Raw genomic sequence first — 14097 nt, forward strand, 5'->3', positions numbered from 1 at the left:
TAGGGATTATACCGTATCGTGACCGCCTGACAATTTAATCACGATGGTATTTTTTTATGTCAGTCCGGTTCTGTAACTTGTGTGATGAAAAAGGTCGTCTGAAAGCTTTGGGGTTTCAGACGACCTTTTGTTTAAGCTGTCATCAGCTTAGTTTGCCGTGGCATTGTTTGTATTTCAGACCGCTGCCGCAAGGGCAGGGGTCGTTGCGGTGAACGATACGGCCTTGTGCGGTAAGCGCTTCGGGGCTGAAGTCCGTTCCGTCGGGGTCGAACGCTTCGGTAACCAAATCGGTTTGGGATTGTCCGAGCAGTTCTTCCATATCGGGCGCTTCGGAGTGGATGGTTTGGATGCCGACGGGAGTAGGTTCGGCAATTTCTTCTACGTCGGTGTTGCGCTCGATTTGGACGGAGGCTAAGAGGGAAGCGGTTTGATGCTTGATACCGCGCCACAGGTTTTCAAACATGGCGAAGGCTTCGCGTTTGTATTCCTGTTTCGGATTTTTCTGGGCATAGCTGCGCAGGTGGATGCCTTGACGCAGGTAGTCCATGGCGGCAAGGTGTTCGCGCCATTGCAGGTCGATGACTTGCAGCATGACGTTGCGTTCGAAATCCGCCATCGGTTTTTTACCGACAAGCTCGACTTTTGCCGCGTATTCTTCTTCCACGCGTTTAATCAGACGCTCTTTAATGTCTTGGTTGTCCAAGGTGGTGTCTGCCTTGAGCCATGACTGGATGTCTTCATGCAGACGGAACTCGCCGGCAAGCTGGCTTTCGAGTGATGGGATGTCCCATTGCTCTTCCATGCTGTCGGGCGGAATGTGCAGGTCGATCAAATCGCTGATGACTTCTTCGCGGATGCCTTTGGTCAGATCGCTGACGTCTTTGCTGTTGAGAATTTCGTTGCGTTGGTGGTAGATGACTTTACGTTGGTCGTTGGCAACGTCGTCGTATTCCAATACTTGTTTACGCATGTCGAAGTTGCGGCCTTCGACTTTGCGTTGCGCACCTTCGATTTGACGGGTCAACATGCCGTGTTCGATAGCGACGCCGCGTTCCGGCGCAAGGCGGTTGAGGATGGCGGCGGCGCGGTCGAGTGCGAAGAGGCGCAGCAGCGGGTCTTCAAACGAGAGGTAGAAACGGCTGGAGCCGGGGTCGCCCTGACGGCCTGCGCGTCCGCGCAATTGGTTGTCGATGCGGCGGCTTTCGTGGCGTTCGGTACCGATGATGTGCAGACCGCCTGCCGCGACCACTTGGTCGTGTTCTGCCTGCCAGCCGTTTTCAAGGGCGGCGATTTGTGCGGCTTTTTCTTCGTCGCTCAGGTTTTCGTTGGACTGGATGGCTTCGATTTGGTGTTTTAGGCTGCCGCCGAGGACGATGTCGGTACCGCGGCCCGCCATGTTGGTGGCGACGGTAATGGCGCCGACTTTACCGGCTTGGGCGACAATCAGGGCTTCGCGTTCGTGCTCTTTGGCGTTAAGGACGTTGTGCGGCAGGCCTGCCTGATGCAGCAGCTTGGACACGAGTTCGGAGTTTTCGATGCTGGTGGTACCGACGAGGACGGGTTGTCCGCGTTTGTGGCATTCTTGGATGTCTTTGACGACGGCCTCGAATTTTTCTTCGGCAGAACGGAAAATTTGGTCGTTGAAGTCTTTACGCTGTACGGGGCGGTTGGTCGGGATGATGACGGTTTCGAGGTTGTAGATGCTTTGGAACTCGAAAGCCTCGGTATCGGCAGTACCGGTCATGCCGGAGAGCTTGGTATACAGGCGGAAATAGTTTTGGAAGGTGATGGAGGCGAGGGTTTGGTTTTCGCGTTTGATTTCCACGCCTTCTTTGGCTTCGACGGCTTGGTGCAGACCTTCGGACCAGCGGCGGCCCGACATTAGACGGCCTGTAAATTCGTCTACGATGACGATTTCGCCGTCTTGGATGACGTAGTGTTGGTCCTTATGGAACAGCGTATGCGCGCGCAACGCTGCCATGAGGTGATGCATCAGGGCGATGTTGGCGGCGGAGTAGAGGGAGTCGTTTTCTTGCAGCAAGCCCATTTGAATCAGGATTTGCTCAGCGTGTTCGTGACCCGCTTCGCTCAAGATGACTTGGTGTGCTTTTTCATCGACCCAGTAATCGCCTTCGCCTTCTTCGGTTTCTTGGCGGATGAGGTGCGCGGGAAGGCTGTTCATGATTTGGTACAGCTGGATGTTGTCATCCGCCTGACCTGAGATAATCAGCGGGGTACGCGCTTCGTCGATCAAAATGGAGTCCACTTCGTCCACTACGGCAAAATTCAATTCGCGCTGAACTTTGTCGTATTGGTCGGTAACCATATTGTCGCGCAGGTAGTCGAAACCGAATTCGTTGTTGGTACCGTAGGTGATGTCGGAGCCGTAGGCGTTTTGACGGTCAAATGGCTGCATATCGGCGATGATGACGCCGACGGTTAAGCCAAGGAAGTTGTAGAGCGGCGCCATAATGCCCGCGTCGCGCGAGGCTAGATAATCGTTGACGGTAACGACGTGCACGCCTTTGCCGGACAGGGCGTTGAGGTAGACGGCAAGAGTGGCGACCAAGGTTTTACCTTCACCGGTACGCATTTCGGCGATTTTGCCGTCGTGCAGCACCATACCGCCGATAAGCTGTACGTCGAAGTGGCGCATACCGAGTACGCGGCGGGACGCTTCGCGGCAGGCGGCGAAGGCTTCGACCAAGATGTCGTCCAGAGTTTGACCGTCGGCAAGACGTTGTTTGAATTCGGCTGTTTTGGCCTGTAAATCCGCATCGCTCAAGGCTTTCATTTGTTCTTCGAGTGCGTTGATTTTGGCAACGGATTTACGATATTGTTTCAGCAGTCGATCGTTGCGGCTGCCGAAGATTTTCTTAGCAATGTTTGTTAGCATGAAATAGTTCCTGCGCCTGATATAAAATAATGGCGAAACGGGGATTTTAACACAAGCCTCGCGGCAAGGCAGTCATGCCGTTTGAAATATAGGCAGTTTTACCGGATTTCAATCTTGATAATACAACCGTACACTTTGAAAAGGTCGTCTGAAACATATGAATTTGGAACAATTAGGCAAACGGGATAAGCGGTTGGCGGGTTTGTTGCAGCAGTCGCAACAATGGCGCAGGCTGGATGCGGCAGTCAAACGCATCCTTCCGGCAAACCTGCATCCGCACTTTCAAACCGCCTGCATCGAAGAGGGCAGGTTGGTGTTGCTGGCAGCAAACGGCATGGCTGCCTCGCGACTGAAAATGATATTGCCCGCGCTTGTGCCGCAGCTTCAGGAATTGAACGCGGGTATTCAAGATGTGGCGGTCAAAGTCGTACCGAAGCCGCCGGCGCAACCCAAGGTCAACAGCCTGCATTTGAGTGGGGCGGCATTGGAGAGTTTTGATGCGGCGGCGGCAAAATTGGAAGACAAGCATCCTGAATTGGCTGCCGCGCTGGCGGAGTTGGTGCGCAAACACAGCCGCTGACTTGGAATAGTTGCGATGTTTGTTAATTAGGGTTAAAAAATATTTCGTCTGACCGATAGGGTCTAATACTAAAGAAATACGTCAGAAATAGTAGTTATTCTCATTTGTGTAAACTGAGGTAAAACAGCCGCCGAGCTTTGGATTTGTTCGATTTCTTGTAGCAGAATACAGCTTCATTTCTATCCTTCTTCCGCTTGCAAATATCAAAACCGATATTGGTTTATTAATATATTCGCAGGTTTTATTTTGTGGAACTTAACATATTCTCACCATATCATTAGGAGATAAACATGAAAGCTTATTTGGCTCTGATTTCTGCTGCCGTTATCGGCTTGTCCGCTTGTTCGCAAGAGGCTTCAAAACCTGCCGAACCCGCTGCTCCGACTGCATCTGCTGCTTCTGAAGCCGCACCAGCAGCCCCCGCAGAAAGCGCGCCTCCTGCCGATGCGCCTGCTTCCGAAGCGGTTCCTGCCGATAATGCTGCCGCACCTGCCGCAGGCAACTGCGTGGCTACCGTCGAATCCAACGACAATATGCAGTTCAACACTAAAGACATTCAAATCAGCAAAGCTTGTAAAGAATTCACCATTACCCTGAAACACACCGGTACTCAACCTAAATCAGGCATGGGTCACAATATCGTGATTTCCAAAGCGGAAGACATGGATGGCGTATTGAAAGACGGCGCCTCTGCCGGTGCTGAAGCCGACTATGTAAAAGCCGGTGATGCCCGTGTCGTCGGTCATACCAAATTGATTGGTGGCGGCGAAGAGACTTCTGTAACCGTTGATCCTGCCAAACTGGCGGACGGCAGCTACAAATTCTACTGCTCATTCCCAGGACACGGCGCTTTGATGAAAGGCGACGTTACTTTGGTGAACTAAGCCGCCTTAAGCGTCCGAATACAGACAGCCTGCTTTATGCAGGCTGTTTTGTTATAAAATGGTCGTCTGAAAAGTACCCATTGAGAACACAACCATGAATCCGTTTGAAACCAAAAGCGTTACCTTTGCCGAACCGATTGAAATGCTGTATGCCTGCCACGGCAAAGTGCGCCGTTTCTGCGGCCAAGTCGCCATGCTGTCGGACTACATCGCCGAAAACGGCTGCAATCAGATTGTTTTGCAAACCATCCGCCAAATCGCCCAGTATTTCAACGTTGCCGCGCCGCTGCACCATGAAGATGAAGAAGAAAACTTTTTCCCGCTCCTGCTGCAATACGCGCCGCAAGCCCAAGAAAGCGTGGACGAACTTTTGCGGCAGCATGTAAGCCTGCATGGCAACTGGGATGCCGTGGCTGCCGAATTTGCCAAACTTGAAGCAGACAACGCCTATATCCCCGATGCGGAAGCGTTCAAACGTTTTGTGGCGGGTTACGATGTGCATTTGGCGATTGAAGAACCCTTGTTCGACATGGGCAAAACGTTTATCCCCAAAGAGAAGCTGACTGAAATCGGCGAAATCATGGCGGCGCGCCGGCGCAGATAAAGTCGTTTACAGATTGCCGTTTCTTCAAACAAAGGTCGTCTGAAAACTTGAAAACAGATTTTCAGACGACCCCAGTATCCCCCGTAACACAACCACGTCGTCTGAAAAGGAAGCAAACCATGCTGACGCCAAAAAGCTGCGATTTGTTCAATATCCCGTTTTTCCAGTTTGCCCAGCTCAAAAAATACCAGCCCGAAAGCATTCCGCAAATCAAAGCCGACTACAAGGAAAACTGGCAGATATGGCAGCAGCTGATACAGCAGGTCGCCGCAGATTTGGGTGAACCTTTCGCCCCGCCGCATATCGAACGCTGGTGTAACGGCTGGCAGGTGCGCGCCCATTTCTTCGCCTACTTCAAATACGCCCAATACAAAAACTCTGCCGCGATTTTATCGATTTTATTGAACCGCCGCCGCCTGAGCGTCAGCTTGGACTGGCACTGCTACAAAGCTGATGTGTCGCCGATTGCGCTGCCCGAATACAACCGCTGGCTGGATGATTTCGATACCGAAAAATACGCCGCATTCGATATGTGGCACGGCGCGGAAAGCGAATACGACGATTACCGCACCGTCGCACAACAAAGCGAATCCGACCGAAAGTTGCAAAACGACGAAGACTTTTTCTGCATCGGCAAACACATCGAACGCGACGATTTGGGCAAACAGGATGTAGCAAAATGGATAGTTGAAACGGTGGAAGATTTGCTGCCGCTTTACGAAGCCTGTCATGGCAAATGATTTAGAACTATCAACCCAACCCAAAGGTCGTCTGAAAATCAGATTGAGAACATTTCAGACGACCTGATTTCCAAAGTGAACAAAATGACCGAAACCCAATCCCTAGAACTCGCCAAAGAATTAATTTCCCGCCCGTCCGTTACTCCCGACGACCGAGATTGCCAAAAACTGCTTGCCGAACGCCTGCATAAAATCGGTTTTGCGGCTGAAGAACTCCATTTCGGCAACACTAAAAACATCTGGTTGCGACGCGGCACGAAAGCTCCCGTCGTCTGTTTTGCAGGGCATACCGACGTTGTGCCGACGGGCCCTGTTGAAAAATGGGATTCGCCCCCGTTCGAGCCGACCGAGCGCGACGGAAGATTATATGGGCGCGGCGCGGCGGACATGAAAACCAGCATCGCCTGCTTCGTTACCGCCTGCGAACGCTTCGTTGCCGAACATCCCGACCATCAAGGCAGCATTGCGCTCCTGATTACATCCGACGAAGAGGGCGACGCGCTGGACGGCACGACCAAAGTCGTCGATGTGTTGAAAGCGCGCGACGAGCTTATCGACTACTGCATCGTCGGCGAACCGACCGCTGTGGACAAATTGGGCGATATGATTAAAAACGGCCGACGCGGCTCGCTGTCGGGCAACCTGACCGTCAAAGGCAAGCAAGGACATATTGCCTATCCGCATTTGGCAATCAATCCCGTGCATACTTTTGCCCCTGCCTTGTTAGAGCTGACGCAGGAAGTTTGGGACGAAGGCAACGAATACTTCCCGCCGACCAGCTTTCAAATTTCCAATATCAACGGTGGCACAGGCGCGACCAACGTCATTCCGGGCGAGCTGAACGTCAAATTCAATTTCCGCTTCTCCACCGAGTCCACCGAAGCAGGGCTGAAACAACGCGTTCATGCCATTTTGGACAAACACGGCGTGCAATACGATTTGCAGTGGTCGTGCTCGGGGCAGCCCTTCCTGACCCACGCGGGCAAACTGACCGACGTGGCACGCGCCGCCATCGCCGAAACCTGCGGCGTAGAGACCGAATTGTCCACCACCGGCGGCACTTCGGACGGACGCTTCATCAAAGCCATTGCGAAAGAACTCATCGAATTAGGCCCGTCCAACGCCACCATCCACCAAATCAACGAAAACGTGCGGCTGGACGATATTCCGAAGCTGTCGGCGGTGTATGAGGGGATATTGGCGCGGTTGTTGGCTGAAAAGGTCGTCTGAAAACAGCAGAAAGGGCATTGCCACGTTCAAATCGGCATATTTTGAGGCAACAACCTGAAGAACATTTTAACGACAGTTTTAACCCGGTTTCTTCTGATTTCTTAATTGATATTTGAGGAAATATTATGGGGTGTTTGAAAGTTTTATGAGTGATAGTGGCTATTGTTTTATGGTTTTGTGAATTTTAATTTCAAGTTACGCCATTTGGTTAAGATTTAAAACGAAGCTATAATAAATACTTATCATAAAAATCATTTTACTTTTTAGCCTGATACATTGACTGTCATTAATCGATTTCTTCACTAAAGGTTTCCCCATGCCGAAATTTATCTCTGCCCTTGTTGTATTGGGATTGTCATTGTCTTTGACGGGTTGCTTTGAGTCCAAACCAAAGCCCCCAGTGGTTTCAATCAGTCAAGGAAAAATTTTAGAAAAAAATACACTGGTGGGATTGTGGCATATTGACGAGTTACCCATGGATACTCCCCAAAACGCATATTATCTCAGTCGGGTAGAAACAGCTGGCTCTGACAATCACATTTATGGAAAGCACATTGAGTTTGATAAAGATGGCAGGTTTAGCAGCGGTTATTCAGCAGAATGCGGTAATGATTGTTTTCCGCATTCAGAAGGTCTTTATCGATTTGTAAGTGATGACGAAGTGATTTTGCAAACAACCAAAGTTGAGCAAAGAGGCTATTGTGGAGAAAACGGAGAGTTTAAAAAGAACGGCGAGTGGGTCTTGGGAAAGTTTAAGATAGAAAAAGACAAAGAATTTGTTGTTTTAAAGAAAATTCTATAATTTCAATTTTTGGATTTTACAAAATTTTGAGTGAATTTTGTTGAGAAAGGCGACGGTTTTCAGCCGGTTTGTACAGTAATTAGTTTAAAGCCATCATACCGGATGGGCTGTGGAATTTATCGATCCGTCGGGTACTCGGTTGGGGTTTGTAGATTATCGGGAATAAAAGTCCATGAAATGAAAGCAGGGGTGCGCTGTGGTATTGGCAAAGAAGCCGATAAATTGTTATAACGGGGAGGATCATGCCTCCCTTTATTGTAAATAGATCTATACCTATGATTACCCTACCTTCTTTGAACGACCTTCCTTCAAAATGGAATGAAATCCGCGAGCGACTGGAAACAGACTTTTCAGACGACCTCGAAGCCCTGCTGCATGAACGTTTTACAGAACACGAAGCCAAGCAGTTCGAGCAGGATTTTATCGACCGCATCGGTTGCGCGCCTGAAGAATATGTCCGCATCCGCCGCGCCATCAGTTTGTTGGAAGCGCATTATCCTGACAGCTCGAACGAACTGACCGCCGCCGCCATTGCTACGCCTTTGGGTGAGATGCTGGCGGTGTTCGGCGGTAAAGGCTTGTGTTTGCTGGAATTTGTCGGGCAGAAGCATATGGAGCAGGAAATTACCGCCGTCCAAAAAGCCTTGCGCGGACAGTTTGTGTTTCGGGAAGATGAGCGAACGCAACTTCTGCGGCAGGAATTGGATTTATACTTCAAGGGTCGTCTGAAAACCTTTGCCACGCCTTTGGAGCAGATCGGTACCGAATTTCAAAAGCAGGCATGGGATGCGCTCTTGGCGATTCCTTATGGCGAAACGCGCAGCTACAAGGAGCAGGCGCAGCGTTTGGGCAATCCCAAAGCCGTCCGCGCCGTTGCCGCCGCCAATGGGCAGAACAAAGTGTCCATCCTGATTCCCTGCCACCGCGTCATTGGCAGCGACGGCAAGCTGACCGGCTACGCAGGCGGCTTGAACCGCAAACAATCGCTGCTTGCTTTGGAACGCGGCGAAGTTCAGACGACCTTGTTTTGATTAGAAGCAGGCTTCGCACTCTGAAAAACGGTCTGCAATGATGCCTGACAAAATCCGCATACAAAACAATATCGGGCATCAATGCCCGACCTGCCGGAAAGGAGAAATACGAATATGAACCTGAAAAACCGCCATTTCCTGAAACTTTTGGACTTCACGCCTGAAGAAATCACCGCCTATCTCGACCTTGCCGCCGAATTGAAAGCCGCCAAAAAGGCAGGGCGCGAAGTGCAGCGGATGAAAGGGAAGAACATCGCCCTGATTTTTGAAAAAACATCGACCCGCACCCGCTGCGCGTTTGAAGTCGCCGCACGCGACCAAGGGGCGGGGGTGACTTATCTGGAGCCGTCCGCCAGCCAAATCGGGCATAAGGAAAGCATCAAAGACACTGCCCGCGTGTTGGGCAGGATGTACGACGGCATCGAATATCGCGGCTTCGGGCAGGATGTGGTCGAAGAATTGGCGAAATACGCCGGCGTGCCCGTGTTCAACGGCTTGACCAACGAGTTCCACCCCACCCAAATGCTCGCCGATGCGCTGACCATGCGCGAACATAGCGGCAAACCTTTGAACCAAACCGCGTTTGCCTACGTCGGCGACGCGCGTTACAACATGGCGAATTCGCTGCTGGTGTTGGGTGCGAAGCTCGGCATGGACGTGCGTATCGGCGCACCGAAAACCTTGTGGCCGTCTGAAAACATCGTCGCCCGCGCCCGCGCCGTCGCTGAAGAAACCGGCGGAAAGATTTTGCTGACCGAAAACGCGGAAGAAGCCGTCAAAGGCGTCGATTTTATCCATACCGACGTGTGGGTCAGTATGGGCGAGTCGAAAGAGGCGTGGCAAGAACGCATTGATTTATTGAAAGATTACCGCGTTACCCCCGAACTGATGGCGGCATCGGGCAACCCGCAGGTCAAATTCATGCACTGCCTGCCCGCCTTCCACAACCGCGAAACCAAAGTCGGCGAATGGATTTACGAAACCTTCGGCTTAAACGGCGTGGAAGTGACGGAAGAAGTATTCGAAAGCCCCGCCAGCATCGTGTTCGACCAGGCGGAAAACCGGATGCACACGATTAAGGCGGTGATGGTGGCGGCACTGGGGGATTGACGGCGTTTCTGTTTGAATCCATTAAAAAGGTCGTCTGAAAATCAATATATCGGGTTTTCAGACGACCTTTTGACTTTATATCCTTTATAATTACGTCCATCACATTTTTATCCGCGCGCCCCTTCAAGCGGCGACGGAGCAATACGCGGCAGAGGCATAGCGGGTTCAGTTTAAACGGATTTGGCGTTGTCCCGCCTGTCCTGATTGAAGTTTAATCCGCCATCCGAATACGTCGCCCATCCGAAAGGTTCGCATGACCACTTATTCCCTCTTCGTTACCTGCCCGCGCGGTCTCGAAGCCCCTTTATCCCAAGAACTCGAACAACTCAAATGCCAAGACATCCGCGCCGTTGACGGCGGCGTCGCGTGCAAAGGCGGTATGGAGAAGGTATACCGCATCAACCTGCATTCGCGTACCGCCAGCCGCGTGCTGCTGCGCCTGACCAAAAGCGGCTACCGCAGCGAGCAAGACATTTATAAAGCAGCGAAAAATATCCGCTGGACGGATTGGTTCGACTTGGAACAAACCTTCAAAGTCAAAGTAGAAGGCAAACGCGCCCAAGTCAAAAGTTTGGATTTTGTCGGACTGAAAATCAAAGATGCCGTGTGCGACGTGTTCCGCGACGCTTGCGACGCGCGCCCCAGTGTCGGCAAAATCCGCCCCGACATCCGCATCCATGCCTTTATCGACGAGCGCGACATTCAAATTTTCATCGACACGTCCGGCGAAGCTTTGTTTAAACGCGGCTACCGCCAAGACACGGGTGAAGCGCCGATGCGCGAGAACTTGGCGGCGGGCTTGCTGCTGCTGGCAGGCTATGATGGCACGCAGCCTTTCCAAGACCCGTTTTGCGGCAGCGGCACCATCGTCATCGAAGCCGCGTGGATTGCCACCCGCCGCGCGCCCGGTTTGATGCGCCGTTTCGGGTTTGAAAAGCTGAAAAACTTCGATGCCGCCCTTTGGAAAAAGCTGCAACACGAAGCCGAAACGCAAATCCGCCCCGCGCCGGCCGCGATTTCGGGCAGCGACAACGACCGCTATATGATTCGCGCCGCCGTTGCCAACGCCCAAGCTGCCGAAGTGGACACGTTTATCCGTTTTGAAGTCAAAGACGCGCAGGACAGCCGTCCGAACGGAGAGGGCGGTATTTTGATTTCCAATCCGCCTTACGGCGTCCGCCTTGCCGAAGTCCAAGCCTTGCAAGCCCTTTACCCGCAGTTGGGCGCGTGGTTGAAACAGCATTACGCGGGCTGGCTGGCGGGCATGTTTACCGGCGACCGCGATATGCCGAAATTCATGCGCCTTTCGCCCAAACGCAAAATCCCGCTCTACAACGGCAACCTCGACTGCCGCCTGTTTTTGATGGATATGGTCAAAGGGTCGAACCGATAAATCCGATAGAGGTCGTCTGAAAACCAAGGCAGCGATGCCGTATCGTTTTCAGACGACCTTTTCGTTTGTCAGAGAGTGGGTCAAGCATGATGCAAAACAACACGCCAAACAAGCGCACAATATCCGCTCTCCCGCTTATCGCAGCGGGCATCTTCTGCCTGCTTGCCGTCGGGCGCGCGGAAGCCATGTCACCGCCTTTGACGCAGCATGTGGAAATCATCAATCGTTGCGAACACGCAGTCGAAGCGCGAGCCAAGCAGCGGCTGACGCGTCCGTGGAAGAAGGTTGCCCGCCGATTCACTTTGGAAGCGGGCGGACGGTTGGAAGACAGCAGACAGTTGGCAGGGCTGTTCGGTTTCGGTGTGAGACAGGCGCCGCCGCCTAAAGTATCGTTCAGCCATCAGGGGCAGGAAATTTCTTCGGCAGTTATCAAACGCTTTATGTACGCCGATGAGTATTTCATCATCATCGCCTGTTCGGAAAACATGACCGACGAAGAGAAAATGAGTCCGCAAGAATGGTATAGTGGATTAAATTTAAACCAGTACGGCGTTGCCTCGCCTTGCCGTACTATTTGTACTGTCTGCGGCTTCGTCGCCTTGTCCTGATTTAAATTTAATCCACTATATCGTTGGTGGGATGAGCAGCGAAAGCAGGAAATAGGCGGATAATCCGATGGGGTTGATTGCGTTTGTTTACTCAAGCGTGGAGAACTTTCTTTCAACAGGAACTGTCTGATTTCACTCGGATGTCCCGTGAAAACAGCGCAGCAGCTCGTGTCGCCTGCCGCAAAATTTGTACTGAGGTCATCTGAATCACAATATCGAAAGGAAATAATATGATGAAACCTGCTGTTTTAAGCATTGCCGCCGCTACGGTTTTGGCGGCTTGTGGTACGTCTGGTAAGGAAGGTACCCCTATGGTCGGTGCGGCAAATCCGGCTTCTGAGTTTTGCGTGAAGCAGGGCGGGAAATTGGAAATGAAAAAAGACAAGGACGGTGCGGAGTATGCGCTGTGCCATCTGCCGGACGGTACGGTCGTCGAAGAATGGGAATATTTCCGTCAGAACAATAAAAATTAACGCTTTGGGCATTCGGACGAGATGATGTTCTGATTGCCGTGTAAAGTCGATAAAGAAAGGTCGTCTGAAACCTTGTTGAAGGGTTTCAGACGACCTTTTGATATGTTAGCGATGGAATGCAGCTACATGGCTTATCGGACTTCCAGTTTGGTCACGCCGCCCATATAAGGCTGCAAAGCGGCGGGAATATTGATGCTGCCATCGGCGTTTTGATGGTTTTCCAAAACCGCAACCAAAGTGCGGCCGACTGCCAAGCCGGAGCCGTTTAAAGTGTGTACCAAGCAGTTTTTGCCGTTTTCGTCTTTGAAGCGCGCTTTCATGCGGCGGGCTTGGAAATCTTCGCAGTTGGAGCAGCTTGAGATTTCTCGGTAGGTATTTTGCGCGGGAACCCAAACTTCCAAGTCATACGTTTTGGTCGCGCCGAAGCCCATGTCGCCGGCACACAGGGTAATCACGCGGTAGGGCAGTTCCAAAGCCTTCAGGATGTTTTCGGCGTGACCGACCATTTCTTTCAGCGCTTTGTATGATTTTTTTGGATGAACGATTTGCACCATTTCCACTTTGTCGAATTGGTGTTGGCGAATCAGACCGCGCACGTCTTTGCCGTGCGAACCGGCTTCGCTGCGGAAGCAGGGTGAATGGGCGGTCAGTTTCAGCGGCAAATCGCTTTCCGCCAGAATACTGTCGGCAACGGTGTTGGTCAGCGTCACTTCGGCGGTCGGAATCAGGTATTGCGTTTTTTTGCTCTCGTCGCCGCCGCGAGTAACGTGGAACAAATCTTCTGCAAATTTAGGCAGTTGACCCGTGCCTTGCAGGGTGGTGTCGTCCACGATGTAGGGCGTGTAATGCTCGGTGTAACCGTGTTTCAGCGTGTGCGTATCGAGCATGAACTGCGCCAGCGCGCGGTGTAGGCGGGCAATTTGACCTTTCATGACGGTAAAGCGCGCGCCGGAAAGTTTCGCGCCGCCTTCGAAATCCAAGCCCAAAGGCTTACCCAAATCAACATGGTCTTTAATTTTAAAGTCAAATTCGCGCGGCGTGCCGACTTTGCGGACTTCGACGTTTTCGGTTTCGTCTTTACCGACGGGTACGCTTTTGTGCGGCAGGTTGGGAATGCTCAACAACCATGCGTCCAATTCCTTCTGAACCGCATCCAAATCGGCGGCTGCCTGCTCCAAATCGGTTTTGATTTGGGCGACTTGATCCATGGCTGCCTGCGCCTCTTCGTGTTTGCCCTGTCCTTTCAATGCGCCGATTTGTTTGGAAATGCTGTTGCGCGAGGCTTGCAGTTCTTCGGTTTTTACTTGGACGGCTTTGCGCTGCTTTTCCAAGGCATTGAAACGTGCGGTATCAAACTCGTAACCGCGTTTTTTCAAACGGTTCTTGACGAATGTAGTGTGCTCGCGGAGATTTTCGATGTCTAACATTTTGTTCTCTCGATAAGATTTAGAAATGGCATCATTGTAAACCAAATTAAGGATATTTTCACAATGGAAGCGTTGGGCGGCGGGCTTTGCGGCAAACATGAAAAGGGTCGTCTGAAACGCCGGATTTAAGTTTTCAGACGACCTCGGACGGATTCGGATACGCTAAACGCGATGCCGTCGGATTTGTTTTTTCTATAGTGGATTAACTTTAAACCAGTACGGCGTTGCCTCGCCTTAGCTCAAAGAGAACGATTCTCTAAGGTGCTGAAGCACCAAGTGAATCGGTTCCGTACTATCTGTACTGTCTGCGGCTTCGTCG

13 protein-coding genes are annotated in these 14097 nt (G+C 51.7%); 11 read left to right on the top strand and 2 right to left on the bottom strand.

Annotated features, from left to right (window positions below; all coding sequences use genetic code 11):
* Positions 1-142: 142 nt before the first annotated feature.
* Positions 143-2896: a preprotein translocase subunit SecA gene (secA, locus tag DBZ16_RS11110; RefSeq protein ID WP_107814039.1), complete on the bottom strand. Its 2754-nt coding sequence runs from the start codon at positions 2894-2896 to the stop codon at positions 143-145.
* 157 nt (positions 2897-3053) lie between these two features.
* Here secA and DBZ16_RS11115 point away from each other — a divergent pair, with 157 nt between their 5' ends.
* The 11 genes from DBZ16_RS11115 to DBZ16_RS11170 all read left to right on the top strand — a co-directional run bounded on the left by DBZ16_RS11115 (position 3054) and on the right by DBZ16_RS11170 (position 12351).
* Positions 3054-3476, top strand: a complete 423-nt coding sequence (locus DBZ16_RS11115; RefSeq protein WP_107814040.1) for a DciA family protein — start codon at positions 3054-3056, stop codon at positions 3474-3476.
* Between the two features lie 290 nt (positions 3477-3766).
* Positions 3767-4360: an azurin gene (gene azu / locus DBZ16_RS11120; protein WP_107814041.1), complete on the top strand. Its 594-nt coding sequence runs from the start codon at positions 3767-3769 to the stop codon at positions 4358-4360.
* Positions 4361-4454: 94 nt separating this feature from the next.
* Positions 4455-4964, top strand: coding sequence for a hemerythrin domain-containing protein (locus DBZ16_RS11125; RefSeq protein WP_003741856.1), 510 nt, complete (start codon positions 4455-4457; stop codon positions 4962-4964).
* A gap of 119 nt (positions 4965-5083) precedes the next feature.
* On the top strand, positions 5084-5704 hold the full coding sequence (locus DBZ16_RS11130; RefSeq protein WP_003764283.1) for an HI_0552 family protein: 621 nt from the start codon (positions 5084-5086) through the stop codon (positions 5702-5704).
* An 84-nt stretch (positions 5705-5788) separates the two neighbouring features.
* Entirely contained in the window at positions 5789-6934 is a 1146-nt protein-coding gene (gene dapE / locus DBZ16_RS11135) for a succinyl-diaminopimelate desuccinylase (RefSeq protein ID WP_107814042.1), read from the top strand.
* A gap of 316 nt (positions 6935-7250) precedes the next feature.
* Entirely contained in the window at positions 7251-7736 is a 486-nt protein-coding gene (locus DBZ16_RS11140) for a hypothetical protein (RefSeq protein ID WP_070512851.1), read from the top strand.
* A gap of 275 nt (positions 7737-8011) precedes the next feature.
* On the top strand, positions 8012-8767 hold the full coding sequence (locus DBZ16_RS11150; RefSeq protein ID WP_107814043.1) for a methylated-DNA--[protein]-cysteine S-methyltransferase: 756 nt from the start codon (positions 8012-8014) through the stop codon (positions 8765-8767).
* A 114-nt stretch (positions 8768-8881) separates the two neighbouring features.
* Positions 8882-9877, top strand: coding sequence for an ornithine carbamoyltransferase (argF, locus tag DBZ16_RS11155; protein ID WP_107814044.1), 996 nt, complete (start codon positions 8882-8884; stop codon positions 9875-9877).
* A gap of 253 nt (positions 9878-10130) precedes the next feature.
* Positions 10131-11270 (top strand): THUMP domain-containing class I SAM-dependent RNA methyltransferase, encoded by a 1140-nt coding sequence (locus DBZ16_RS11160; protein WP_107814045.1) that lies wholly within the window; start codon positions 10131-10133, stop codon positions 11268-11270.
* 86 nt (positions 11271-11356) lie between these two features.
* Entirely contained in the window at positions 11357-11878 is a 522-nt protein-coding gene (locus DBZ16_RS16740) for a hypothetical protein (protein ID WP_107814046.1), read from the top strand.
* A gap of 230 nt (positions 11879-12108) precedes the next feature.
* Positions 12109-12351, top strand: a complete 243-nt coding sequence (locus DBZ16_RS11170) for a putative hemolysin (RefSeq protein ID WP_107814047.1) — start codon at positions 12109-12111, stop codon at positions 12349-12351.
* A 131-nt stretch (positions 12352-12482) separates the two neighbouring features.
* Here DBZ16_RS11170 and serS read toward each other — a convergent pair whose 3' ends face one another.
* A complete protein-coding gene (gene serS / locus DBZ16_RS11175; RefSeq protein ID WP_107814142.1) occupies positions 12483-13778 on the bottom strand; it encodes a serine--tRNA ligase in 1296 nt (431 codons plus the stop codon).
* Between the last annotated feature and the right edge of the window lie 319 nt (positions 13779-14097).

It is taken from the genome of Neisseria sicca (assembly GCF_003044565.1).
In the GTDB taxonomy this organism is placed as follows: domain Bacteria; phylum Pseudomonadota; class Gammaproteobacteria; order Burkholderiales; family Neisseriaceae; genus Neisseria; species Neisseria sicca_A.

Excerpts from the sequence above, each read along its gene's own strand:
- argF (WP_107814044.1), top strand. The coding sequence starts at position 8,882 with ATGAACCTGAAAAACCGCCATTTCCTGAAACTTTTGGACTTCACGCCT.
- serS (WP_107814142.1), bottom strand. The coding sequence starts at position 13,778 with ATGTTAGACATCGAAAATCTCCGCGAGCACACTACATTCGTCAAGAAC.
- DBZ16_RS11140 (WP_070512851.1), top strand. The coding sequence starts at position 7,251 with ATGCCGAAATTTATCTCTGCCCTTGTTGTATTGGGATTGTCATTGTCT.
- DBZ16_RS16740 (WP_107814046.1), top strand. The coding sequence starts at position 11,357 with ATGATGCAAAACAACACGCCAAACAAGCGCACAATATCCGCTCTCCCG.
- DBZ16_RS11125 (WP_003741856.1), top strand. The coding sequence starts at position 4,455 with ATGAATCCGTTTGAAACCAAAAGCGTTACCTTTGCCGAACCGATTGAA.
- dapE (WP_107814042.1), top strand. The coding sequence starts at position 5,789 with ATGACCGAAACCCAATCCCTAGAACTCGCCAAAGAATTAATTTCCCGC.
- DBZ16_RS11150 (WP_107814043.1), top strand. The coding sequence starts at position 8,012 with ATGATTACCCTACCTTCTTTGAACGACCTTCCTTCAAAATGGAATGAA.
- DBZ16_RS11115 (WP_107814040.1), top strand. The coding sequence starts at position 3,054 with ATGAATTTGGAACAATTAGGCAAACGGGATAAGCGGTTGGCGGGTTTG.
- azu (WP_107814041.1), top strand. The coding sequence starts at position 3,767 with ATGAAAGCTTATTTGGCTCTGATTTCTGCTGCCGTTATCGGCTTGTCC.
- DBZ16_RS11130 (WP_003764283.1), top strand. The coding sequence starts at position 5,084 with ATGCTGACGCCAAAAAGCTGCGATTTGTTCAATATCCCGTTTTTCCAG.
- secA (WP_107814039.1), bottom strand. The coding sequence starts at position 2,896 with ATGCTAACAAACATTGCTAAGAAAATCTTCGGCAGCCGCAACGATCGA.
- DBZ16_RS11170 (WP_107814047.1), top strand. The coding sequence starts at position 12,109 with ATGATGAAACCTGCTGTTTTAAGCATTGCCGCCGCTACGGTTTTGGCG.
- DBZ16_RS11160 (WP_107814045.1), top strand. The coding sequence starts at position 10,131 with ATGACCACTTATTCCCTCTTCGTTACCTGCCCGCGCGGTCTCGAAGCC.